Raw genomic sequence first — 22952 nt, 5'->3', positions numbered from 1 at the left:
GCATGAATGTATCAGTTCTCTTATGCCGAGGTCATGCAAGACTCGGTGGCCGATGCAAAAGAAAGGGAACGTCAAGTTCTCGATCGGTCTATCGAAATGCTTGCCGCGGCGCGCGACAAGGGAAAATACGGCCGGGAAGCCATCGAGGCGCTGTTTTACACCCGCCGCGTTTGGGTCAGCTTCGTGGAGGACTTGAAGCACCCGGACAATCAGCTTGAGATTGAGCTCCGCGCCAATCTGATTTCGATCGCAATCTGGATTTTGAAGGAATGCGACAGGATCAGACGGCGGCAATCGGACAACTACCAGGGCATTATCGACATTACCACCATCATCAGGGATGGACTTAAATGAAAAGTACACTTCGCATTTCGCTTAAAGCCGGGGAAAGAATCTTCATCAACGGCGCGGTTTTGCGCGTTGACCGCAAGGTCGCGCTGGAATTCCTGAATGATGTGACGTTCCTTCTCGAAAATCACGTCCTGCAGCCGGAAGATGCCACGACGCCTCTGCGCCAGCTTTACTTCATCGCGCAGATGATCCTCATCAATCCGGAAGGCAAGGAACAGTCGACGGCGATGTTCCGCAAGTCGATCACCATGCTGCTCACCTGCTTCCGCAACGAGGAAGTTCTGGCCGAACTGAAGCGCATCGACGGTCTGGTTTCGACCGGCCGCGCCTTTGATGCTCTCAAGGCGATCCGCTCGCTCTACGCTATTGAGGACAACATCCTCAACACGCAGGAAATGGCGCCGGCGATGGTCGAACAGATCCGCAAGGAGATCGCACCATGGCGGTAGATGCACTCTCGGGCGTAGGCTCTTCTACGCAGGGCAACACCGCCGCTGCGCAGCAGAAGGCAACGCTGAACTACGACAACTTCCTTCAGCTGCTCATCGCGCAGATGAAGAACCAGGACCCGACCGATCCCGTCGATGCCAGCCAGCAGATGGCGCAGCTTGCGAGCTTCTCGCAGGTTGAGCAGACGATCCAGACCAACAGCAAGCTGGACACGCTTCTTGCTAGCTCCAGCCTGACCCAGGCCGGCAGCTACGTAGGCAAGTACATGGAGAGCGCTGACGGTACCGTCAAAGGCATGATCTCGTCGGTCAAGGTTTACTCCGACGGCATCATTGCAACGACCGACAAAGGCGATAAGATTCTCGTCCAGGCGGGCGTCACGATCTCTGATTCGGCTCCGGCTACGACCCCGACCGACGGCAGCAGCTCTAGCTCCAGCTAATCGCTGCTCCGGTCATGAAAACAATGAGAAAGTCCGGCTCGCGCCGGACTTTTCTCCCAGGGCGATATGAGGTTGCCTGATGAATGAAGCTGATGCACTCGATCTGTTCCAGGCAGCCATCTGGACCGTGCTTGTCGCGGCGGGCCCCGCGGTTGCTGCGGCCATGGTCGTCGGTCTGATCATCGCGCTCATTCAGGCCCTCACGCAGATCCAGGAAGCGACGCTGACCTTCGTTCCGAAGATCGTCGCCGTCCTCATCACCGTCGGTATCTCGGCGCCCTTCGTCGGCTCGCAGATTTCGATCTTCACGGACATGGTTTTCTCGCGCATCCAGTCCGGCTTCTGAGCCATCTTCGCGCAAGCTTCGCCATTTAACTGTCGATGCGAATAGGGCGGGTCCCGGTATCCGCCTCCTCTCATGAAGAGACGGAACCAGTTATGGCGCAACCACCTGCACTACCGCTTCCCAAATCCGCACCGAGTTTGCGCGATATCGGCTTTGCCTTCGGCATCATCGTTATCATCTGCATTCTCTTCCTGCCGATTCCGCCATTTCTGATCGACCTCGGCCTGGCATTCTCGATCGCTTTCTCGGTGCTGATCCTCATGGTCGCGCTGTGGATCAAGAAGCCGCTGGAATTCTCGTCCTTCCCGACCATTCTTCTGATCGCGACCATGACGCGATTGGCGCTGAACATCGCCACGACGCGAGTCATCCTTTCGCACGGCAACGAAGGTCATGATGCGGCCGGTGGCGTTATCGCCGGCTTTGCAAGCCTCGTCATGTCCGGCGACTTCGTGATCGGTTTGATCGTCTTCCTGATCCTGATCACCATCAACTTCATCGTCATCACCAAGGGTGCGACGCGTATCGCGGAAGTCGGCGCGCGTTTCACCTTGGACGCCATTCCCGGTAAGCAGATGTCGATCGACGCCGACCTTTCGGCCGGCATCATCGACGAGAAGGAAGCCCAGCGCCGCCGCAAGGAACTCGAAGAAGAAAGCTCCTTCTTCGGTGCCATGGACGGTGCGTCCAAGTTCGTGCGCGGTGACGCTGTCGCCGGCCTTCTGATCACCGGCATCAACGTCTTCGGCGGCATCATCATCGGCTATTTCCGCCACGGCATGCCGATCGGCGAAGCAGCTGACGTCTTCGTCAAGCTGTCTGTCGGCGACGGTCTCGTGTCGCAGATGCCGGCTCTTATCGTTTCGCTCGCTGCAGGCCTCCTGGTTTCGCGCGGCGGCAATGTCGGCTCCACCGACGAAGCGGTTATCGGTCAGCTCTCCGGCTATCCGCGCGCCCTCTCGGTCTCGGCTGCCCTCATGGCGATCCTCGGCCTGATGCCCGGTCTGCCGACCGTCCCCTTCATGCTGCTCGGCGGCCTGATGGCTTTCGGCGCCTGGTTCATCCCGCGCCAGATCGAGGCTGAGAACAAGATCCGCCGCGAACAGGAAGAAAAGAAGGTCGTCCAGAGCAAGGAGCTCGAGAAGGACTCGGTCAAGTCTGTCCTGCGCACCTCGGAAATCGAGCTCGCACTGGGCAAGATGGTCTCGACCCGCCTGCTCGGCGCGCATCAGGAACTCGCCTTCCGCGTCGGCAAGATGCGCAAGAAATTCGCGACGCAATACGGTTTCGTCGTTCCCGAGATCAAGGTCACCGACGATATCGCGATCGCCGAAAAGTCCTACCAGATCCGCATCCACGGCACGACCGTTGCATCGAACCAGCTGCGTGTCGGCGAAGTGCTCGTCGTCACCGGCTCGGGCCGCAAGCCGCGTATTCCGGGAGACGAAATCCGCGAACCCGCTTTCGGCATGCCGGCGGTTTCGGTTCTCGAAGCCTTTACCGAAGATCTGAAGCGCGAAGGCTTCCAGCCGATCGACAACGTCTCCGTCGTCCTGACGCATATGAGCGAAGTCATCCGCAACAACCTGCCGCAGCTCCTGTCCTATAAGGACGTCAAGGTGCTGATCGACCGGCTCGATCCGGAATACAAGAAGCTGGCGGACGAGATCTGCACGTCGCACATGTCCTATTCGGGCCTGCAGGCGGTGCTGAAGCTGCTGCTCGCCGAGCGCGTCTCGATCCGCAACCTGCATCTGATCCTCGAAGCCGTCGCCGAACTCGCTCCGCATGTCCGCAAGACGGAGCAGATCGTCGAACACGTCCGCATCCGCATGGCGCAGCAGATCTGCGGCGACCTTGCCGATAACGGTGTGCTCCGCGTCCTGCGACTCGGCAGCAAGTGGGATCTCGCCTTCCACCAGGCTCTGAAGCGCGACAACAAGGGCGAAGTTGTCGAATTCGACATCGATCCGCGTGCTCTCGAAGAGTTCAGCGAGCAGGCGACGAAGGTTATCCGTGAATTCATGGATCGCGGCTTGCCTTTCTGCCTTGTCACGTCGCCGGAAACGCGCTCCTATGTGCGCATGATCATCGAACGCTTGTTCGCGACGCTTCCGGTTCTGTCCCACGTCGAGTTGGCGAAGGGCATCGAGATAAAGATTTTGGGCTCGGTTTCATGATAACAGACCCGCAGGGCACCATCCTTGCGCTCTTTCTGATCTTTTGCAGGGTTGGTGGTTGCGTCTTGGCGATGCCGGGGTTTTCCTCGGCACGCGTGCCTGAAATCCTGCGGGTTTTCGTTGCTGCCGGTCTGTCTCTCGCCTTGCTGCCGATGATGTGGGATACGGTCTATCCCTCGGTCAGCGGCACCAGCGCCACCTATATCGGCCTGATCTTCACCGAATCGCTGATCGGCGTCATGTACGGCCTTCTGGCCCGCGTCTACACGATGGGCTTCCAGTTCGCGGCGACGATCATCGCCATGATGGTCGGCTACACCTCGCCGGCCGGCAACGACGTCGTCGAAGATTCGCAGGAAACCAGCCTGTCCGGTTTCATCACCTTCGCCGGCATCATGGTTCTCTTCCTGATGGACTTCCATCACATCGTCTTCAAGGCACTGGTCGATTCCTACACGACCATGCCCTTCGGCGGCCCCGGCGACATGCGCGCCAACCTGATCTCGCTCACCGATACGCTGGTCTCGACCACCTACATCATGCTCCGGCTCTCGAGCCCGTTCCTGATCTACAGTATGATGTTCAATGTCTCGATCGGCTTCATCAACAAGCTGGCGCCGCAGATCCCGGTCTACTTCATCTCGACGCCTTATCTGCTGCTCGGTGGGCTCTTCCTGTTCTATTTCTCGGTCGCGGCCCTGATCAGCCAGTTTGCGCAATCCTTCCCCACCGTCTTCATAGGGCTCTAGAGCAATGGCGGAACAGACCCGGTCTCAGAAGCTGAAGCGCCTGGTCGCGGTGCAGCGTCATCTCGAGCAGATGGCCGAATATGACCTAGCCGAAACGGCGCGCCAGCGCGTTGAGGTCAACCAGTCGATGGACAATGTCATCGACGCGTTAGGCTCCGTCGATCCGATTCACCGCGCCTTCTCGCAGAGCTATGCCGACCGCTTCGAGCGACTCAGCACCAAGGACAAACAGCTGACGGGCATCCAGCAGCTGCACGAAATGCGCCTGCAGCGCGAGCGCGCAAAGGGTGACAGGCTGGAGGAGGGGATGAAAGAAGCCCTGGAATCCGAGCGCCGCGAGGCCGATGACAATGCGGTCTACGATATCATCGACCAGAAATTTGCAACGCCAGCCTCCAGCAAGCTTCAAAAATAATAATCGCCACAACCTTACATTAGAGGATTGTGACGTTGGCTATCTCGCCCCCCAGTGATCTTGTCCTGGACGTTGTCAAAGCTGCCGACCCGACAGAGGTCGCGGCCGCCCAGGAGAAACTGAAGGCAGCCCGTGCTGCGTTCCGGGCAACCAGCCTTGCCGAGAACGGCAATGGCTTCTCCTCGAAGATCGAAGGTCTCGAAAGCACGGCGAAAACCGGCCTCGACGACGTCAAGAACCGCGAAAAGACCGAGCAGATTCCGGAAACCTACCGGAAGTTCGAGTCGATGGTTCTGCAGAACTTCATCAAGAACATGCTGCCGAGCGACAGCGAGCAGGTCTACGGCAAGGGCGCAACCGGCGACATCTGGAAGGGCATGATGGCCGAGCAGCTCGGTAACGTCATCTCCAAGGGTGACGGCATCGGCATCGCCAAGCAGCTCTATCACGATGCCCTTCGCAAGAAGGAAGGCGGCATCGTCAACGCCACTGCCGACCAGGATGACCGCAAGGTCGCCTTCAGCATGATCGACGAATTCCAGCGCAAGACATTTGGCACGCCGACGGCGGAGACCAAGTCCAGTAAAGAAGCATAGCCGAGGATAAAAATGGAAATAATCTCGAACGAATATCGTATCAAATCGGTCCTCGGCCGCCTGGAAATGATCATCGATAACGAGAATACGCGTATCGGTGCCGATCCGCAGTTCGACCTCAAGGTATCGAACGCGCACAAGAGCCGTTGCCTGTATGAGCTGTCGATGCTGTTCCGCGATACCGATCCGGCTGAACTTGCCGCTTCGCATCTCGACCAGCTGCATGGTCTGAAGAAGAAGCTGACGCTCAACGCGCGCCGCGTCGAGGCTCACCTCGAAGCCGTCCGTGCCGTCGCCGATCTCCTGAAGAGCGCCGTGCAGGATGCGGATGCCGACGGTACCTATTCCCAGGAACAATTCGTCGCGCGTGATAACTGATGCTTAAACTCGTCTTTACAGGCATCTGGGTCTGCGTGATCACGCTGGCTTCGGTCTATTTCTCGGTGAAGATGGCGACTGCGCCAGCGCCGCCGCCGGACGATTCCAAGCAGGCGCAGCTCGAGCTTGTCAAAGGCGAGACCGTCACCATTCCGATCATCGGCGATGGCGCGGTAACCGGCTATTTCATCGGCCAGCTGAACTTCATGATGAACAAGGATGTCGTGAAGGGAGCCACGCTGCCGCTGACGGAAATGACGACGGATCAGCTGTTCACGCTGCTCGTCGGCAACAAGATGGTCGATATCAGCAAGGTCAAGTCCTTCGATCCGCAGGCATTCCGCGATGCGGTCAAGAAGGGCATGAACGAGCGGTTGGGCGGCGACTACATCGCCGACGTTATGCTGCAGCAGCTCGATTATCTCTCGAAGGAAGATCAGAAGGCCGCCACCTCCGGCCAGCAGCCGAAGATGGGCAAGCCGGTCAAGATCGTCGAAGCGGCACCTGCAGAGGATGCGGCAGCGGCCCCGGCCGCGCACTGATCGTATTCATCGTCCGGATCGAGATGGCGCCCCACGGGCGCCATCTGCGTTTTTGGGTCGGTGATGGTTAACCGTTCCTTTCCCCGGTTCCCGCAATGCGACGGGTTTTCCTAAAGGTTGTTTGAAATTGAGCTGATATACCCTTGGTTCAGGCCAGTCATGGCTCTGCATCCGGGATAGCGGCTGCAGGCTCTGCCAGCCACGCTCCCCGCCATCACCGGCAGGAGTGCCGTCTGTCGCTTGTTTTCCGGGATGCTGGGCGCATGAAGCACCCCCTGCAGGAGGTTGGGATGAATCTGATCGCGAATTTCGCGGTTATGGCCTCGCGCCGCACGATCTTCGACGTGCCGGTCTGCGATCTCGGATGGGACGACGCGCTCGTCTTCATCAACGAACTGGCGTCGCTGCCGGTCGGCCAGACGGTCATCTCCTTCGTCAATGCCCACAACATGCTGATGACGCTGCGCGATCCGGAATATCGCGACATCCTCGAACAGAACCTGGTCCTGCCCGATGGTATCGGCCTCAACATCGCCTCGCAGGTGTCGCATGGCGGTCCGTTCCCGGCCAATCTCAACGGCACCGACTTCGTCCCCGCACTGCTGACCTTCATGGAAACGCCGCGCCGCGTCGGCCTGATCGGCGGCAAGCCCGCCGTCGTCGAGCGCGCTGCGGCGAATTTCGCCAAGCATGCGCCGTGGCACGAATTCGTCGTCATTTCCGATGGTTATTTCGACAAGGACAATCCCGTCGATGTCGTCGCCGAGCTCGACGCCCAGAAGGTCGACATGCTGATCATCGGCATGGGCACGCCGCTGCAGGAAAAGTGGGCGCATCGCCATGTCCGCCCGGAGCATGCCCGTCTCGTGCTGACGGTCGGCGCGCTCTTCGATTTCGTCTCGGGCGAGATCCCGCGCGCGCCGGAAACGGTGCGGATGATGCGGCTCGAATGGGCCTACCGATTGGTCCAGGAGCCGTCCCGCCTCTGGCGCCGTTATGTCGTCGGCATTCCGGTCTTCCTGTTTCATGTTCTGCAATACCGGTTCAGCCGGCGCGAGCGGATCATGAAGCTTGATGGCGATCGCGGCAATTCTCTGCCGCCGCAGAAGCGCAGCGGCACGCATCAGTAGCGGCCTCCTGAACCGTTCATTAACCATTTCTTTGCCATGATTGTTTAGGCTCGATTAATACTCGCTGAGCCGCGGGTAATGGCCGGACTATCACGTGCGTGAGAAGTGGCATCCATGTATGACAATAAGGCATTGAACGGCAGACGGACAGGCGCCCCGCTCGGCGCGCGGGAAGCATCGCGCGGCGGTCATGCGCCTGCGGTTCGCCCCTCCGAAGCCGAATTGCTGCGTGTCATCGAAAAGGCGCTCGAAGAGCAGCGCCAGGCGCGGGCGAGGGCAGAGGCTCCGCTGACAAGCCGTATCGAAGCCATTCTTGCTCCGCAGTTCGTGCCCGCCAATGACGCGCCATCGCAGCCGGTGAAAGCAGAAAAGCCCCCGGTCCAGCCTGCCGCCGTCCCGCAGCTGCCGGAACCGGTATTCGTCCCCGCCAATACCAATGACATCCCCGCAGCCGTCGATGACGAGCCGCTCCATCTTCCCGTGAAGCCGATTGCGTTTGCGCTTGTTGGCCTGATGCTCGGCGCGGCCTTTCCGCTCATGATACCTCAGGCGCCCGTCCGCTATTCCGCCGCCACCGTGCTCCATGTCGGCGGCGATACGGCGACCCGTCCGGCGCTGACGCAGGCGGCCGCGAAGAAGCTGGTCTCCGCCCCGATGATCGCCGCGGCGGTGGCTTCGCTGAAGCTCGACCGCGATCCTGAATTTGCCGGCGAGAAGCCCAACGCCGTCGGTATCGCCCTCGATCTTTTGTCCGGCAACGGGGCGGCAGCGGATGCCGCGTCCCGCGCCGAGGCGTCTCTGGCAGCCGTCGTCGAAGCCGTGCCGGATGGCGGCACCGGGCTCGTCAGGCTCAATGTCTCCACCGCAAGCGCCGAGAAATCCCGCCAGATCGCCGCGCGCCTGTCAGGCATGTTGCTTGCATCGCCGGCAGGCAGCGCCGCCGGATCGGACGGCACGCTGAAGAAGGCCTATGATCAGGCCCGCGCCGAACTCGATGCCTTCACGGCCAAGACCGGTGAAGGCAACGTCAAGGTCGCCATCGACCTTCAGCAGCGGATCAACCAGCTCGATGCCGATCTCAAGGTCGCCGAACAGCGTATTACCCTCTCGAAGGAGCGCGCCGATCGCCTGAAGGCGGCCAAACCGGCCGATGTCGTCGATGGCGTGCTGCCCACAGACATGATGTCGCCGGTGCTGCTGGACGCGCGTGACAGATATGCCGCCGAGAAGGCAACGCTTTCGCAGCTCTCGATCGATCTCGGCCCGCGTCACCCGAAGCTTCTTGCCCAGCAGGGGATCGTCGATGGTCTTCGCGACAAGCTCTCCCGCGAACTCCTGGTGCAGGCGAAGGATGCTGCCGTCGACGCTAAATCCGCCGTCGACGCGCGCCGCAAGCTCAGCGACGAACGCAACGGCCTGATCGCCCAGAGCCGCGATACCGGCGTCGATCTCGCCAAGCTGACTGAGCTGCGCGACAAGGCGGATGCAGCCAAGTCGCGGCTCGATACGACCCCGCCTCAGGCTGGCATGGGCGGCGGCAACATCTCCATGCAGGCCGCTCCGCAGGTCTTCGCGATCGCGACCGGCTACAGCACGCCCCTTCGCTCCGCGATCGGCGGCGGCATCGGCCTGATCATCGGTCTCGCGGCCTCGATGCTGTCAGGCCTGTTTCGCAGGCGACAGGAAGACCCGCTCGATCTCCTGGATATCCCGGTGATCGTCGAGCCGCCCGCCGTCCAGCAGCCGGAGCCCGAGCCGGAGCAGCCGGACGATCTCACCGCGCTGCGGGCCGAACTGGCAGAGTTGCGCAGCCGCTTCCAGAGCTATGCGGCAACTGGCCGCTAACTGCGATTTCTCCTCGCGCGGCGGCATCATTGCCCTTGCATTTGCCGCTTTTAAACAGGATAGGGCGTTCTGAGGCAAACGGCGTGGCGGGCGAAGGCCTAGCTTCGCACGCGATGGCACAGGCGGGAGAGACGCGTGACGACAGTGATCGATGGCAAGCAGGTAGCCGCTTCGGTGATCGAAACCGTGAAGGCGGCGACGGCATCGCTCGAAAAGCAGAGCGGCGTGAAGGCGGGTCTTGCAGTGGTGATCGTCGGCGATGATCCGGCAAGCCATGCCTATGTCAATTCCAAGAGCAAGATGGCGAAGGAATGCGGCTTCAAGTCGGTGCAGTACACGCTGCCGGCCGAAACGAAGCAGGAAGAGCTTGCCGCTCTCGTCGCATCGTTGAACGATGATGCATCCATCCACGGCATTCTCGTGCAGCTGCCGCTGCCGAAGCCGCTGAACAGCGAGCCGATCATCCAGTCGATCCTGCCGGAAAAGGACGTCGACGGCCTGCACGTTGTCAACGCCGGCAAGCTCGCCACCGGCGATCTCGAAACCGGTCTTGTCTCCTGCACGCCGGCCGGCGCCATGGTCTTCGTTCGCCGCACGCATGGTGAAGACCTCTCCGGTCTGAATGCCGTCGTCATCGGCCGCTCGAACCTCTTCGGCAAGCCGATGGCGCAGCTGCTGCTGAATGCCAATGCGACCGTCACCATCGCGCACTCGCGCACCAAGGATCTGCCGGCCGTCTGCCGCAATGCCGATATTCTGGTCGCAGCCGTCGGCCGTCCCGAGATGGTCAAGGCCGATTGGGTGAAGCCCGGCGCAACCGTCATCGATGTCGGCATCAACCGCGTTCCGGCACCGGAAAAGGGTGAGGGCAAGACCCGCCTCGTCGGCGATGTCGCCTTTGCGGAAGCCGAACAGGTTGCCTCGGTCATCACCCCGGTTCCGGGTGGCGTCGGCCCGATGACGATCGCCATGCTGATGGCCAATACCGTGATCGCCGCTCACCGCACCGCCGGCCAGAAGCCGCCGCAGTTCTGATCAGCTGCGCGGGGCAGGGCCTGTCGATCCCCTGACGATCAGTTCCGCCTTCCAGAGTTCCTGCTCGGGGAAGGCGGCGGTCTGCTTGACCGTTCCGATCAGACGCTGCGCGATGCGGGCGCCTGCGGCGCGTAGCGACGAGCGCGTCGTCGTCAGCGGCACCGAGAAATTCTCAGGCTTCAGAAGCGGCAGCACGTCGTCATGGGCGATCAGCGAGATGTCTTCGCCGAGCTTCAGTCCCGCCTGGTTCACCGCGCGGATGGCGCCGAGCGCCAGCACCGTACTTGAACAGAGAATTGCCGTCGGCCGCTCCGGCAGCTGCAGGAACTGTTCCATCGCCACCATCCCCTGCTCGTCCGTCATCAGCGAGTGGCTCATGCAGTCTTCGTTGAGATGCAGGCCGCGCTCGCCAAGCGCCGCCTCGACGCCTTCTCTCCGCCGGATCGCGAAATCCAGATGCGCCGGGCCGTTCATCAGCCCGAAGCGCGTATGCCCGAGCTGCAGCAGGAGCTTCGTCGCATCGTAGAAGGCGGCTTCGTTGTCGATGTCGAGATAGGGGTAGTCGGGCTCGGATCCATGCGACCGGCCATGGACGACAAAGGGCGTCGAAAGCGATTTCAGCATCGCAAGCCGGGGATCGTGGCCGCGCATATAGGCGACGAACAGCGCATCCACATTGCCGCTGATCGCCAGCCGCCGCAGCGCGCCGACCTCGTCGTCGGGGTCCGATGGCATGATTACGAAATGAAAGTCGTGACGCAGCGCTTCCTCGCCAAGCCCCGCCAGGAATTCGCCGAAATGCACGTCGGACTGGTGGCCGGGAGCGGTCGGCATCACGAGGCCGATCGAGCCGGCCTTGCCGGTCGCCAGACGCTGGGCCGCCTTGTTCGGGCGATAGCCGGTTTCCTTGACAGCCTGGAGCACACGCTCGCGCGTCGCCTCATTGACTTCGGGGTAGCCATTGAGGGCGCGGCTGACGGTCGTTTGGGAAAGACCGAGCAATTCCGATAGCTGTTTCAGATTCACGTGCTATGCTTCCTCCGCCGGTTTCTGCACGCAACGGTTTCTCCCGGACCGTTCAAAGCGCTTTTAAATTATGTAGCATTTGGTCCGCTTGACTCAAGAAAAATCGCTCCATATTCCCGTGTAAGCGTTGCTGCAACGCGAAATTTGCCAGTGTTTGCGCGGTATTCGCGAATTAGCTTGACTCCGTTCGGAGGAAAGTGGAATGACTTTGTTGTCAAAGCGCTTTGAAAGGCTCCGGTGAGAGGCTGAAAGTGCGGTTGGGATTGTGATGGGAGGTTGATCACATGAAAAAGATTTTTCTGATGGGCGTCGCTGCGGCGGCGCTTTTTGCAGGTAGCGTCTCTGCTGCCGATCTCAAGTTTCCTCCGGGGCAGGACGCCAAGTTCAACTGGAAGAGCTACGACGAATTCAAGGCATCGCATGCTGACCTCAAGGGTCAGCCGCTGACGATCTTCGGACCGTGGCGCGGCGAAGACGAAGCCTTCTTCCGCAGCATTCTTGCTTATTTCACCGAAGCGACCGGTATCGAAGCCACCTACTCGTCCTCGGAAAACTACGAGCAGCAGATCGTCATCGACACCCAGGCCGGTTCGCCGCCGAACGTCGCGATCCTGCCGCAGCCGGGCCTTCTTGCTGACCTCGCCAGCAAGGGCTTTCTGACGCCGCTCGGCGACGATACCTCGAAGTGGGTCAAGGACAATTACGGCGCCGGCGACAGCTGGGTCGGTTACGGCACCTACAAGGGCAAGGACGGTAAGGAAGGCTTCTACGCATTCCCTTATAAGGCCGACGTGAAGTCGCTGGTCTGGTATGTGCCGGAAAACTTCAAGGAAGCGGGCTACAAGGTCCCGACGACCATGGAAGAGCTCTTCGCGCTCACCGACCAGATCGTCAAGGACGGCGGCGTTCCGTGGTGCATCGGTCTCGGTTCTGGCGGCGCGACCGGCTGGCCGGCGACCGACTGGATCGAAGACATCATGCTGCGCACGCAGAAGCCTGACGTCTACGACAAGTGGACGACGAACGAAGTAAAGTTCACCGATCCGGCCGTCGTTGCCGCGATCGAGGAATTCGGCAAGTTCGCCAAGAACGAGAAGTATGTCGATGGCGGCGTTGCAGCCGTGGCTTCGACCGACTTCCGCGACAGCCCGAAGGGCCTCTTCGCCGTTCCGCCGAAGTGCTACCTGCATCATCAGGCCTCGTTCATCCCGTCCTTCTTCCCGGAAGGCACGAAGCTCGGCCAGGACGCCGACTTCTTCTACATGCCGACCTATGCCTCGCATGCCGATCTCGGCAAGCCGGTTCTCGGTGCAGGCACGCTGGTCTCGATCGCCAAGGACTCGAAGACGGCCCGCGCCTTCGTCGACTTCCTGAAGACCCCGATCGCCCATGAAGTCTGGATGGCTCAGTCGAGCTTCCTGACGCCTTACAAGGGTGTCAGCACGGCGGCTTACGCCAACGAGCAGATGAAGCGTGAAGGCGAAATCCTGACCACTGCCACGACCTTCCGCTTCGACGGTTCGGACCTGATGCCGGGCAAGATCGGCGCCGGCGCCTTCTGGACCGGCATGGTCGATTTCGTCGGCGGCAAGTCTGCCGAAGATACCGGCAAGGAAATCCAGGCTGCCTGGGACGCCATCAAGTAATCATCGTTGTCAGATGCCGCGGCTCGGCCGCGGCATCGCTGCATGCAGGGCCGGATCCTCAAAGGGGTTCGGCCGGCGCCAGCACTGTGGTCAAACGCGTAGAGAAGTTGACGCAGGCCGGCGTAAGCCCTTCAGATAGACAGGGGTAGCAGGGGAGGGACGAATGCTATCGCAGATAGTTTCCGCTTTGGGCGTGGTGGTCGTGGCGGTTTTCGCCTGCTCGGCCTACTTTTATTTCTCGAACAAGATCTTGGATCTGGCACTGCCGGTGAAGGATGGCGACATCCGCGCCGCATCGCGCAATCTCAATCGCCGCGGCTTGATCCGCCCCTGGCTGTTCATCGGCCCGGCGCTGCTTCTGCTCGTCGTCTATCTCGTCTATCCCGTCGTCGCGACGCTGATCCTGTCGTTCTATGATCGCTCGGGCGTCAATTTCGTCGGCTTCGCCAACTATCAGTGGGCGCTGGGCGATCGCGAATTCCGCCAGTCGATCTTCAACAACATCCTCTGGCTTGCCGTTGTGCCCGCCGCCTGCACCTTCTTCGGCCTCGTCATCGCCGTGATGACCGACCGCATCTGGTGGGGCAACATCGCCAAGAGCATCGTCTTCATGCCGATGGCGATCTCCTTCGTCGGTGCTTCGGTCATCTGGAAGTTCATCTACGAATATCGCGGCGGCAACGACGTCCAGATCGGCCTGCTGAACGCTATCGTCCAGCTCTTCGGCGGCACGCCGGAAGTCTGGATCTCGGTTCCCTTCTGGAATAATTTCTTCCTGATGGTCATCCTCATCTGGATCCAGACAGGTTTCGCCATGGTCATCCTCTCGGCTGCCCTTCGCGGCATTCCCGAGGAGACGATCGAGGCCGCCGTCATCGACGGCGCCAATGGCTGGCAGATTTTCTGGCGCATCATGGTGCCGCAGGTCTGGGGCACGATCGCCGTCGTCTGGACGACCATCACCATTCTCGTCCTCAAGGTCTTCGACATCGTTCTGACGATGACCAACGGCCAGTGGCAGACCATGGTGCTCGCCAACCTGATGTTCGACTGGATGTTCCGCGGAGGCGGGGATTCCGGCCGAAGTGCTGTCATCGCGCTGATCATCATGCTGGCCGTGACGCCGATCATGGTCTGGAACGTCCGCCGCGCCAACCGCGAACTCGGAGGCCACTGAGATGACTGCGACTGCAAGCTTCTTCAAGATCGGCCCCGCCCGTCTGTTCGTTCACGCCTGCGTTCTCCTGATCGTCATCATCTGGCTGATCCCGACGCTCGGCATCTTCGTCAGCGCGCTGCGCGACAAGGACCAGATCGTCGTTTCCGGCTGGTGGACTTCGTTCGCGGGTTCCACCCGCACCGTCGCCGCCCGCGTCGGCGGCGTCGATCAGCAGAAACAGGAAGGCGCGACCTATGTGATCGCGGGCAACCTGCTGCAGGGCCAGGAAGGTCATTCGCTGACCGCCTTCGGTACCCGCGTCCAGCAGCCCTCCGCCTATAAGGCCGGCGAAACCGCCGATCTCGGCGAGGGCCTGTCGCTGCAGGTCAATGCCGACGGCAGCTACCGCTATTCCAAGCCGGCTGCCTTCACCGATGACGATGCCGGCCGCCGCGTCTATGTCGCGGTCTCGACGCCGCCGGAATTCACCCTCGACAATTACCGCACCGTTTTGACGGGCGAGGGGATCGGCCAGTCCTTCATCAACTCGCTGACGGTGACCATCCCGGCAACCATCATTCCGATCCTGATCGCGGCTTTCGCGGCCTATGCGCTGAGCTGGATGGAATTCCCCGGCCGCGCGCTGCTAATCGCGCTGGTCGTCGGCCTCATCGTCGTGCCGCTGCAGATGTCGCTGATCCCGCTTCTGCGGCTCTACAATCAGGTCGGCATGCTGCTCGACGCGCCGTCCAAGACCTATCCCGGCATCTGGCTGGCGCACACCGCCTTCGGCATGCCGCTCGCCATCTATCTGCTCCGCGCCTATATCGCGGGGCTGCCGAAGGAGATCATCGAGTCCGCCCGCGTCGACGGCGCCAGCGATTTCGAGATTTTCGTGAAAATCGTTTTGCCCTTGTCCTTCCCCGCGCTCGCGTCCTTCGCGATCTTCCAGTTCCTGTGGGTGTGGAACGACCTGCTCGTCGCCATGGTTTTCCTCGGCACCGACAGGCAGCACCTCGTGCTAACCGGCGCGCTGAATGCGCTCCTCGGTTCGCGCGGCGGCAACTGGGAAATCCTGACGGCCTCGGCCTTCGTCACCATCATCGTGCCGCTCTGCGTCTTCTTCGCGCTGCAACGGTATCTGGTGCGCGGCCTGCTGGCGGGCTCGGTCAAGGGTGGTTGATCAATCCCAAGACCTGACTTCGCATAGGAAAGCACATGAGCGTGGCATCTCAACCCCAACTGGCTGACGACAAGGACTGGTGGCGTGGCGCGGTGATCTATCAGATCTATCCGCGCTCCTACCAGGACTCCAACGGCGACGGCATCGGCGACCTCAAGGGCATCACCGCCCGGTTGCCGCATGTCGCAAGCCTCGGCGCCGACGCCATCTGGATCTCGCCGTTCTTCACCTCACCGATGCGCGACTTCGGTTACGACGTGTCGGACTACGAGAATGTCGATGCGATCTTCGGCACGCTCGTCGATTTCGACACGCTGATCGCCGAGGCCCATCGCCTCGGCATCAAGGTCATGATCGATCTGGTCATCTCGCACTCGTCGGACCAGCATCCCTGGTTCGTCGAGAGCAGATCGAGCCGCACCAATGCCAAGGCCGACTGGTATGTCTGGGCGGATGCGAAGCCGGATGGCACGCCGCCGAACAACTGGCTGTCGATCTTCGGCGGCTCCGCATGGGCGTGGGATCCGACGCGTATGCAATATTACATGCACAACTTCCTGACCTCGCAGCCGGACATGAACCTTCATAATCCGGAGGTGCAGAACCGCCTGCTCGATGTCGTCCGCTTCTGGCTGAAGCGCGGCGTCGATGGCTTCCGCCTGGATACGATCAACTTCTACTTCCACGACAAGCAGCTGCGCGACAACCCGGCGCTGGCGCCTGAGCGCCGCAACGCCTCCACTGCGCCTGCCGTGAACCCCTATAATTTCCAGGAGCATATCTACGACAAGAACCGGCCTGAAAATCTCGAGTTCCTGAAGCGCTTCCGCGCCGTGCTCGAAGAATTTCCGGCGATTGCCGCTGTCGGCGAAGTCGGCGACAGCCAGCGCGGCCTGGAGATCGTCGGCGAATACACGTCCGGAAACGACAAGATGCATATGTGCTATGCCTTCGAGTTCCTGGCGCCCGATCCGCTCTCGCCCGATCGCGTCGAAGAGGTGATGAAGGACTTCGGCCGTGCCGCTCCGGATGGCTGGGCCTGCTGGGCCTTCTCCAACCACGACGTCATGCGCCATGTCAGCCGCTGGGGCTCGCTGGTCTCCGATCACGATGCCTTCGCCAAGCAATATGCATCGCTGTTGATGACGCTGCGCGGTTCTGTCTGCCTCTATCAGGGCGAAGAACTCGGCCTCACCGAAGCCGACCTCGCCTATCAGGATCTGCAGGATCCCTACGGCATCCAGTTCTGGCCGGAATTCAAGGGTCGCGACGGCTGCCGGACGCCGATGGTCTGGGATAGCCAGGTCGCCCAGGGCGGTTTCTCCACGGTCAAGCCGTGGCTGCCGGTTCCGGTCGAACACATCCTGCGCGCCGTCAGCGTTCAGCAGGGTGACGAGAACTCGGTGCTGGAGCATTACCGCCGCTTCCTCGCCTTCCGCAAGCAGTTCCCGGCCTTCGCCAAGGGCGAGATCGCCTTTGCCGAACCGCAGGGCGACGCGCTGATCTTCATGCGCGAGTATGGAAACGAGAAGCTGCTTTGCGTTTTCAATATGGGCGCTGCCGAAACCGCCGTGGCGCTGCCCGAGGGCAACTGGCAGGCGTTGACGGGTCACGGCTTCACCAGCAATAACTACGGTGGGAAGATAGATATTCCGGCGTGGGGCGCATATTTCGCCCGGCTCGCCTAAGAAATCAGAGGGAGGCACTGATGACAGGACTGTCGCTTAAGGAAATTCGCAAGTCATACGGTTCCGTGGACGTGCTCCACGGCATCGACCTTGAGATCAATCAGGGCGAGTTCATCGTTTTCGTCGGTCCTTCCGGCTGCGGCAAGTCCACGCTGCTGCGCATGATTGCCGGCCTCGAGAACATCACCGGCGGCGACATGTACATCGACGGCCAGCACGTCAATGACGTGCCGCCGTCGAAGCGCGGCATCGCCATGGTCTTCCAGTCCTACGCGCTCTACCCGCACATGACGGTCTTCGACAACATGGCCTTCGGCATGAAGATCGCCGGCGAGAGCAAGCAGGAGATCGACCGTCGCGTGCGTGCCGCTGCCGAAAGCCTGCAGCTCACCAAATATCTCGACCGCCTCCCGAAGGCGCTCTCCGGTGGTCAGCGCCAGCGCGTCGCCATCGGCCGCGCCATCTGCCGCAACCCGAAGGTCTTCCTCTTCGACGAGCCGCTGTCAAACCTCGACGCGGCCCTTCGCGTCGCAACCCGTATCGAGATCGCCCGTCTGAACGAGCAGATGGCCGATACGACGATGATCTACGTCACCCACGACCAGGTCGAGGCGATGACGCTGGCGGACCGCATCGTCGTTCTCTCAGCCGGCCATATCGAACAGGTCGGCGCCCCGCTCGAACTCTACGAGCGCCCGGCAAACCTCTTCGTCGCCAAGTTCATCGGCTCGCCGGCCATGAACATTATCCCGGCTGTCGTTGCCGAGGCTGGTAGCGCCACGACGGTGACGCTCACCGGCGGCAAGTCGGTCACGCTCGATATCGCAACGGCGGCGTCGGAGAAGGGCAAGTCGGCAAGCTTCGGTGTGCGCCCCGAGGATTTGATCATCGCCTCGGGCGACGACTATCTGTTCGAGGGCGAAGTCTCGATCGTCGAAGCGCTCGGCGAAGTGACGCTGCTTTATATCGAAGGCCTCGTTCAGGGCGAACCGATCATCGTCAAGCTGCCCGGCACCATCGACATCAAGAAGGGTCAGAAGATGCGGTTCTCGGCCGATCGCCAGAAGCTGCATCTCTTCGATGCCGAAGGCCGCACCTATCGCCGCTGAGGATGTCGCGGCCAAATTTGGGGGCTTTGAAAACAAGCCCCCAAACGTGTCTCTCCAATACCTTCTGTTAAGTCCCGGCTGCTAGCATTCCCCCATTGTATTGAGTGGGGTTAAGGTCTTGGGTATTGCCAATCCATCGCCATCTGGGCATTTTTTGAATAAGGAAGAATCCTTCATGTACGACCGCGAACAGCGGTTCAAAATGGAGGACACGATGAACGCGGCGCGTCTCGAATATACCGAGAAGGGCGTCATGCACATGGCCTCGCGCCGTTGCGATATCATCCGCATTTCCATGAGCTCGGCGGTTCTCGCCATCCTGACGCAGTTCAATCTGCCGAAGCAGTTCTATCTGGATATTCCGGACGCCCGCATCACCAAGGTCGGCTGCATGCTGATGCGGGTGAATGCCAACAACACCGTCGAAGTCCGCTTCCTGCGCCTGCTGACGCAGAAGGAGCTGAACAAGATCTTCGTCTACAGCACGCATCCCGCCCATCGCGACTACGTTCTCGACGTACGCGGCTGATCGGCTGCAAGGCACGAAAGAAAAAGCCCGCGATCGTCTCGCGGGCTTTTTTCGTTTCAGTGGAAGAGGACGCTCGCCCCGTGGTCGGAAGCACCGACCGCCCGGCGGAAGGGCGCGAACAGCTCGCGGCCCATGCCATATTCGTTTTCGGAGAGATCGGCCGTCACCGGCTCGCGCTCTGCCATGGTCGCGGCATCGACGAGCACTTCCAGCGTGCCGCGGATCGCGTCGAGACGGATGATATCGCCATCCTTGATGCGCGCGATCGGGCCGCCCTCGACAGCCTCGGGGGTGACGTGGATGGCGGCCGGAACCTTGCCCGACGCGCCGGACATGCGCCCGTCGGTCAGCAGCGCCACGCGGAAGCCGCGGTCCTGCAGCACGCCGAGCGGCGGCGTCAGCTTGTGCAGCTCAGGCATGCCGTTCGCCTTCGGGCCCTGGAAGCGCACGACGGCGACGAAATCGCGGTTGAGCTTGCCTTCCTTGAAGGCGTCTTGCAGCTCCTGCTGGCTGTGGAAGACGATCGCCGGTGCCTCGATGATGTGGCGCTCCGGCTTGACGGCGGAGATCTTGATGACCGCCTTGCCGAGATTGCCGCGCAGCATCTTCAGGCCGCCATTCGCCTGGAACGGCGTCTCGATGCTGGCGAGCACCTTCGGATCGTGGCTCTTCTCAGGGGAGGGCTCGCGCACGACGGTGTTGTTCTCGCCGAGCCGGGCGTCGATCGTATAGGCCTCGAGACCCTGACCGGCGACTGTGCGCACGTCATCATGCAGCATGCCCTGCTTCAGCAGTTCCTTGATCAGGAAGCCCATGCCGCCTGCCGCGTGGAAGTGGTTCACGTCGGCAAGACCGTTCGGATAGACGCGGGCCAGCAGCGGGATCTCTTCCGAGAGCTCGGCAATATCCTGCCAGGTCAGCTGAATGCCGGCGGCACGCGCCATCGCCACGAGATGCAGCGTATGGTTCGTCGAGCCGCCCGTCGCATGCAGGCCGACGACGCCGTTGACGACAGAGCGTTCGTCGATCATCTCGCCGGCAGGCGTGAATTCGTTGCCGAGCGCGGTGATCGCCAGCGCACGCTTCGCGGCTTCACGAGTCAGCGCTTCGCGCAGCGGCGTGCCGGGGTTGATGAAGGACGAACCCGGCAGATGGAAGCCCATGATCTCCATCAGCATCTGGTTCGAATTGGCGGTGCCGTAGAAGGTGCAGGTGCCCGGGCCGTGATAGGACTTGGATTCTGCTTCCAGCAGCTCGGCGCGGCCGACCTTGCCTTCGGCATAGAGCTGGCGCACGCGCGACTTCTCGTCGTTCGGCAAGCCCGTCGTCATTGGGCCCGCGGGCACGAAGATCGACGGCAGGTGGCCGAAGGAGAGGGCGGCGATGACGAGGCCCGGAACGATCTTGTCGCAGACGCCGAGGAACAGCGCCGCATCGAACATGTTATGCGACAGGCCGACACCCGCCGACATGGCGATCAGGTCGCGCGAGAATAACGAGAGCTCCATGCCCGGCTGTCCCTGGGTAACACCATCGCACATGGCAGGCACGCCGCCCGCGACCTGGGCGATACCGCCGGCTTCGGCCGCTGCTTCGCGAATGATCGCCGGATAGGTCTCGAACGGCTGATGCGCCGAGAGCATGTCGTTATACGCGGTGATGATGCCGAGGTTTGGAACGCGGTCGCCGGCGAGCGCGTCCTTTTCGGCGGGGGAACAGACCGCGAAGCCGTGCGCAAGGTTGGCGCAGCCGAGGATAGACCGGACGGCACCCTTCGATGCCGCGCCGCGCAGGCGCTCCAGATATCGCTCGCGCGTCGGTTTTGATCTCTCGACAATGCGGGACGTGATCGCAGAAATGCGTGCGTTAGCGGACATGGGAGTTATCCTGCCTTGGTTGCTGTTCAAATTGTATGTTCGCGGCTCGGCCCGAAGGCTTGGTATTACGGAGCCCAGTAGATATCGACAGGCGTCGCCGCCCGCCGCAGCACGGCCCGGATCGGCATCTCTGCCTCGTCTCCGGCGCCTTCAGCCTTCGTCAGCACGTCCTTCTTGCCCTGGCCTTCGATATGAAGCACCAGGAGCTTGGCGTCCTGAAGGCTGGAGAAAGTGAAGGTCAGGCGCGGTTCGCCCGCATCCTGCGCTTCCATGGTGATGATGCCGCGCGGTGTCTTCGGATCCAGAGCAACGGCCAGGTTGTTGCCGCCGGGGAAGAACGAAGCCGTATGTCCGTCGCCGCCCATGCCGAGGATGACGATATCGAAAGGGTTGCCGATCGATGCCGTCTCCGCGGCGGCAAGCTTCGCGGCCGTTTCCGCGGAGCCCGTGTCGTGGAACAGCGGCAGGAACCGCGCCGCTTTTGCCTTGTTCTGCAGCAGGTTGCTGGCAACCAGCAGATGGTTGGAGCGGTCGCTGGTCGCAGGCACGAAACGCTCGTCGACGAGCGTGATCGTCACCTTCGGCCAGTCGAGGTCCCGCGTCGAAAGCGCCTGGAAGAAGGCCTTCGGCGTGGAGCCGCCGGAAACGGCGATAGTGGCCGTTCCCTTCGCTGCGATCGCCTTGGAAAGCGTGTCCGCTACCTTGTCTGCAAGGTTGGCGGCCAGTTCCGCGGCATTGGCAAAAGCATGCATGGTCGCTGCCATCGCTGTTGATCCTAGATGTTGTCGTGCCAGGTGCGGCCGTCGCGCTCGATCAGCGCGATAGCCTGGCTCGGGCCCCAGGTGCCTGCGGTGTAACCCTGAACCAGCTGGCCGGTGGATTCCCAGCCTTTCAGGATCGGGTCGACCCAGTCCCATGCCGCCTCGACTTCGTCGCGGCGCATGAACAGCGTCTGGTTGGAGCGGATGACGTCCATCAGCAGGCGCTCGTAAGCATCCGGGTTACGGACATGGAACGCTTCCGCAAAGCTCATGTCGAGCGAAACGTTGCGCAGGCGCATGCCGCCCGGGCCCGGATCCTTGATCATCAGCGACTGCTTGACGCCTTCGTCCGGCTGCAGGCGGATGATCAGCTGGTTCTGGCTGATACGGCCGGCAGACTGGTCGAAGACCGAGTGCGGGATCGACTTGAAGGTGATGACGATCTCCGACATGCGGCCGGCAAGACGCTTGCCGGTGCGGATGAAGAAGGGAACGCCGGCCCAGCGCCAGTTGTTGATCTCGGCCTTGATCGCGACGAAGGTTTCCGTGTTGGAAACGCCGCCTTCCAGCTCTTCGAGATAGCCCTTGACCGGACCGCTCGCCGAAGCGCCGGCGCGGTACTGGCCGCGAACGGTGAACTGCTCGACATTCGAGGCGTCGATCGGCTTCAGGGCGCGCAGCACCTTGAGCTTCTCGTCGCGAACGGCTTCGGAATCCATCGAGGAGGGAACTTCCATCGCCGTCAGGCAGAGCAGCTGCAGGATGTGGTTCTGCACCATGTCGCGCAGCGCGCCAGCCGTGTCGTAGTAACCGGCGCGGCCTTCGAGGCCGACGGCTTCAGCCACGGTGATCTGCACGTGGTCGATATAGTTGGCGTTCCACAGCGGCTCGTAGAGGGCGTTGGCAAAGCGCAGCGCCATCAGGTTCTGCACGGTTTCCTTGCCGAGATAGTGGTCGATGCGGAAGATCTGCTCTTCCTTGAAGACCTTGCCGATCGTGTCGTTCAACGACAGTGCCGAGGCGAGGTCGCGGCCGATCGGCTTCTCGACGACGATGCGCGTCGACTTGGTGATCAGCTTGTGCTCGTGAATCTTCTGCGAGATGTCGCCGAAAATGCCCGGGGCAACGGCGAGATAGAAGGCGCGAACGCGATCCTTGCCGTCGTCGAGCAGCTTCTTCAGCTTGTCCCAGCCGCCGTCGGAGCGGGCGTCGACCGATACATAGTGCAGGCGCTTGCAGAACTTCTCGACTTCAGCCTCGTCATACTCGCCCTTCTTCAGGTGCTCCTTGAGAGCTTCCTGGGCGAATTTGCGGTATTCCTCGTCGGTCAGCGGGCTGCGCGAAGCGCCGATGATGCGGGTCGGCTCGGTGAACTGGCCCTCGATCTGGCGGTGATAGAGCGCCGGCAGAAGCTTGCGCTCGGCGAGATCGCCACTGCCGCCGAAGACGACATAGTCAAAGGGTTCAACGGGAATGATTTGGCTGCTCATGAGCTTTTCTCTCAATCAGTCTGGT

Annotated in this window: 23 protein-coding genes; 19 read left to right on the top strand and 4 right to left on the bottom strand. The window is 61.5% G+C overall.

What is annotated here, in order from left to right:
• Positions 1-6: 6 nt before the first annotated feature.
• The 13 genes from flaF (at position 7) to folD (ending at position 10459) form a co-directional block, all read left to right on the top strand.
• The gene (gene flaF / locus ACQZ5H_RS23215; RefSeq protein ID WP_112713260.1) at positions 7-354 is read left to right on the top strand and encodes a flagellar biosynthesis regulator FlaF; all 348 of its coding nucleotides are present in this window, start codon (positions 7-9) and stop codon (positions 352-354) included.
• Complete coding sequence (flbT, locus tag ACQZ5H_RS23210) at positions 351-800, top strand: flagellar biosynthesis repressor FlbT (protein ID WP_112713258.1); 450 nt, start codon at positions 351-353, stop codon at positions 798-800. Before flaF ends, flbT begins: the two co-directional genes overlap by 4 nt.
• The gene (gene flgD / locus ACQZ5H_RS23205; protein WP_112713256.1) at positions 791-1243 is read left to right on the top strand and encodes a flagellar hook assembly protein FlgD; all 453 of its coding nucleotides are present in this window, start codon (positions 791-793) and stop codon (positions 1241-1243) included. Before flbT ends, flgD begins: the two co-directional genes overlap by 10 nt.
• A 79-nt stretch (positions 1244-1322) precedes the next feature.
• Positions 1323-1589 carry a flagellar biosynthesis protein FliQ gene (gene fliQ / locus ACQZ5H_RS23200; RefSeq protein ID WP_112713254.1) on the top strand — a complete coding sequence of 89 codons (267 nt, stop codon included), beginning with the start codon at positions 1323-1325 and terminating at the stop codon, positions 1587-1589.
• Between the two features lie 92 nt (positions 1590-1681).
• A complete protein-coding gene (gene flhA / locus ACQZ5H_RS23195) occupies positions 1682-3769 on the top strand; it encodes a flagellar biosynthesis protein FlhA (RefSeq protein ID WP_112713252.1) in 2088 nt (695 codons plus the stop codon).
• Positions 3766-4518 (top strand): flagellar biosynthetic protein FliR, encoded by a 753-nt coding sequence (gene fliR / locus ACQZ5H_RS23190; RefSeq protein WP_112713250.1) that lies wholly within the window; start codon positions 3766-3768, stop codon positions 4516-4518. The genes flhA and fliR overlap by 4 nt, the downstream gene beginning before the upstream one ends.
• 4 nt (positions 4519-4522) lie before the next feature.
• The gene (locus ACQZ5H_RS23185; protein ID WP_112713248.1) at positions 4523-4933 is read left to right on the top strand and encodes a hypothetical protein; all 411 of its coding nucleotides are present in this window, start codon (positions 4523-4525) and stop codon (positions 4931-4933) included.
• A gap of 35 nt (positions 4934-4968) precedes the next feature.
• Positions 4969-5529: a rod-binding protein gene (locus tag ACQZ5H_RS23180; RefSeq protein ID WP_112713246.1), complete on the top strand. Its 561-nt coding sequence runs from the start codon at positions 4969-4971 to the stop codon at positions 5527-5529.
• Between the two features lie 12 nt (positions 5530-5541).
• The gene (locus ACQZ5H_RS23175; protein WP_112713244.1) at positions 5542-5907 is read left to right on the top strand and encodes a hypothetical protein; all 366 of its coding nucleotides are present in this window, start codon (positions 5542-5544) and stop codon (positions 5905-5907) included.
• On the top strand, positions 5907-6449 hold the full coding sequence (locus ACQZ5H_RS23170) for a hypothetical protein (RefSeq protein ID WP_130279049.1): 543 nt from the start codon (positions 5907-5909) through the stop codon (positions 6447-6449). The genes ACQZ5H_RS23175 and ACQZ5H_RS23170 overlap by 1 nt, the downstream gene beginning before the upstream one ends.
• 290 nt (positions 6450-6739) lie before the next feature.
• Positions 6740-7579 carry a WecB/TagA/CpsF family glycosyltransferase gene (locus ACQZ5H_RS23165; protein WP_449099117.1) on the top strand — a complete coding sequence of 280 codons (840 nt, stop codon included), beginning with the start codon at positions 6740-6742 and terminating at the stop codon, positions 7577-7579.
• A gap of 114 nt (positions 7580-7693) precedes the next feature.
• Entirely contained in the window at positions 7694-9424 is a 1731-nt protein-coding gene (locus ACQZ5H_RS23160) for a succinoglycan biosynthesis protein exop (RefSeq protein ID WP_449099116.1), read from the top strand.
• 135 nt (positions 9425-9559) lie between these two features.
• Complete coding sequence (gene folD, locus ACQZ5H_RS23155; protein WP_449099115.1) at positions 9560-10459, top strand: bifunctional methylenetetrahydrofolate dehydrogenase/methenyltetrahydrofolate cyclohydrolase FolD; 900 nt, start codon at positions 9560-9562, stop codon at positions 10457-10459.
• Here the strand turns inward: folD and ACQZ5H_RS23150 are convergent, their stop codons facing one another.
• Complete coding sequence (locus ACQZ5H_RS23150) at positions 10460-11485, bottom strand: LacI family DNA-binding transcriptional regulator (protein ID WP_449099114.1); 1026 nt, start codon at positions 11483-11485, stop codon at positions 10460-10462. It lies immediately after the preceding gene.
• A 284-nt stretch (positions 11486-11769) separates the two neighbouring features.
• Here ACQZ5H_RS23150 and ACQZ5H_RS23145 point away from each other — a divergent pair, with 284 nt between their 5' ends.
• The 6 genes from ACQZ5H_RS23145 to ACQZ5H_RS23120 all read left to right on the top strand — a co-directional run bounded on the left by ACQZ5H_RS23145 (position 11770) and on the right by ACQZ5H_RS23120 (position 18799).
• Entirely contained in the window at positions 11770-13131 is a 1362-nt protein-coding gene (locus ACQZ5H_RS23145) for an ABC transporter substrate-binding protein (protein ID WP_112713232.1), read from the top strand.
• 163 nt (positions 13132-13294) lie between these two features.
• Positions 13295-14308: a carbohydrate ABC transporter permease gene (locus ACQZ5H_RS23140; protein ID WP_130279045.1), complete on the top strand. Its 1014-nt coding sequence runs from the start codon at positions 13295-13297 to the stop codon at positions 14306-14308.
• A 1-nt stretch (position 14309) separates the two neighbouring features.
• Positions 14310-15473, top strand: a complete 1164-nt coding sequence (locus tag ACQZ5H_RS23135) for a carbohydrate ABC transporter permease (RefSeq protein ID WP_112713228.1) — start codon at positions 14310-14312, stop codon at positions 15471-15473.
• Between the two features lie 35 nt (positions 15474-15508).
• Positions 15509-17161 carry a beta-galactosidase BglA gene (bglA, locus tag ACQZ5H_RS23130; protein ID WP_449099113.1) on the top strand — a complete coding sequence of 551 codons (1653 nt, stop codon included), beginning with the start codon at positions 15509-15511 and terminating at the stop codon, positions 17159-17161.
• A 20-nt stretch (positions 17162-17181) separates the two neighbouring features.
• Positions 17182-18270 carry an ABC transporter ATP-binding protein gene (locus tag ACQZ5H_RS23125; RefSeq protein ID WP_112713224.1) on the top strand — a complete coding sequence of 363 codons (1089 nt, stop codon included), beginning with the start codon at positions 17182-17184 and terminating at the stop codon, positions 18268-18270.
• A gap of 175 nt (positions 18271-18445) precedes the next feature.
• A complete protein-coding gene (locus ACQZ5H_RS23120; RefSeq protein WP_112713222.1) occupies positions 18446-18799 on the top strand; it encodes a hypothetical protein in 354 nt (117 codons plus the stop codon).
• 56 nt (positions 18800-18855) lie between these two features.
• On the opposite strand, the gene edd is transcribed toward ACQZ5H_RS23120, so the two are convergent.
• The 3 genes from edd to zwf form a co-directional block, all read right to left on the bottom strand.
• Positions 18856-20676, bottom strand: a complete 1821-nt coding sequence (gene edd / locus ACQZ5H_RS23115) for a phosphogluconate dehydratase (RefSeq protein ID WP_203429572.1) — start codon at positions 20674-20676, stop codon at positions 18856-18858.
• 65 nt (positions 20677-20741) lie between these two features.
• Positions 20742-21440, bottom strand: coding sequence for a 6-phosphogluconolactonase (gene pgl / locus ACQZ5H_RS23110; RefSeq protein ID WP_112713218.1), 699 nt, complete (start codon positions 21438-21440; stop codon positions 20742-20744).
• A gap of 11 nt (positions 21441-21451) precedes the next feature.
• Entirely contained in the window at positions 21452-22927 is a 1476-nt protein-coding gene (zwf, locus tag ACQZ5H_RS23105; protein ID WP_449099112.1) for a glucose-6-phosphate dehydrogenase, read from the bottom strand.
• Positions 22928-22952 lie beyond the last annotated feature (25 nt).

The sequence above is a fragment of the Rhizobium sp. 21-4511-3d genome (genome assembly GCF_053522545.1).
Note: the sequence above shows the minus strand (reverse complement) of the source record. Positions and strands in the feature narration are given on the sequence as shown.